The 236-nt window shown below is 47.0% G+C and carries 1 protein-coding gene; it reads left to right on the top strand.

The features are described from left to right. A partial coding sequence (locus tag AAEY75_RS17085; protein WP_352260378.1) for a c-type cytochrome occupies positions 1–236 on the top strand: 236 nt, incomplete at both ends.

Genomic DNA, 236 nt, shown 5'->3' with positions numbered 1-236 from the left:
AAACTGTGCACAATGTCATGGCTCTGATGCTCGTGGTGGTACTGGCTTCCCTAACCTCACTGACAACGATTGGTTGTACGGTGGTACACCTGACAAAATCAGAGAAACATTACTTTTAGGCCGTGTTGCAGCAATGCCACCTTGGGGTGATGCATTAGGTGAGCAAGGCGTTAAAGAAATGACGGCTTACGTACTTAGCCTATCTGGTCGTACTGTTAACCAAAAAGATGCCGATG

Origin of the sequence: Psychrobacter sp. TB55-MNA-CIBAN-0194 (genome assembly GCF_040309505.1) — a bacterium.
In the GTDB taxonomy this organism is placed as follows: domain Bacteria; phylum Pseudomonadota; class Gammaproteobacteria; order Pseudomonadales; family Moraxellaceae; genus Psychrobacter; species Psychrobacter fozii.
Note: the sequence above shows the minus strand (reverse complement) of the source record. Positions and strands in the feature narration are given on the sequence as shown.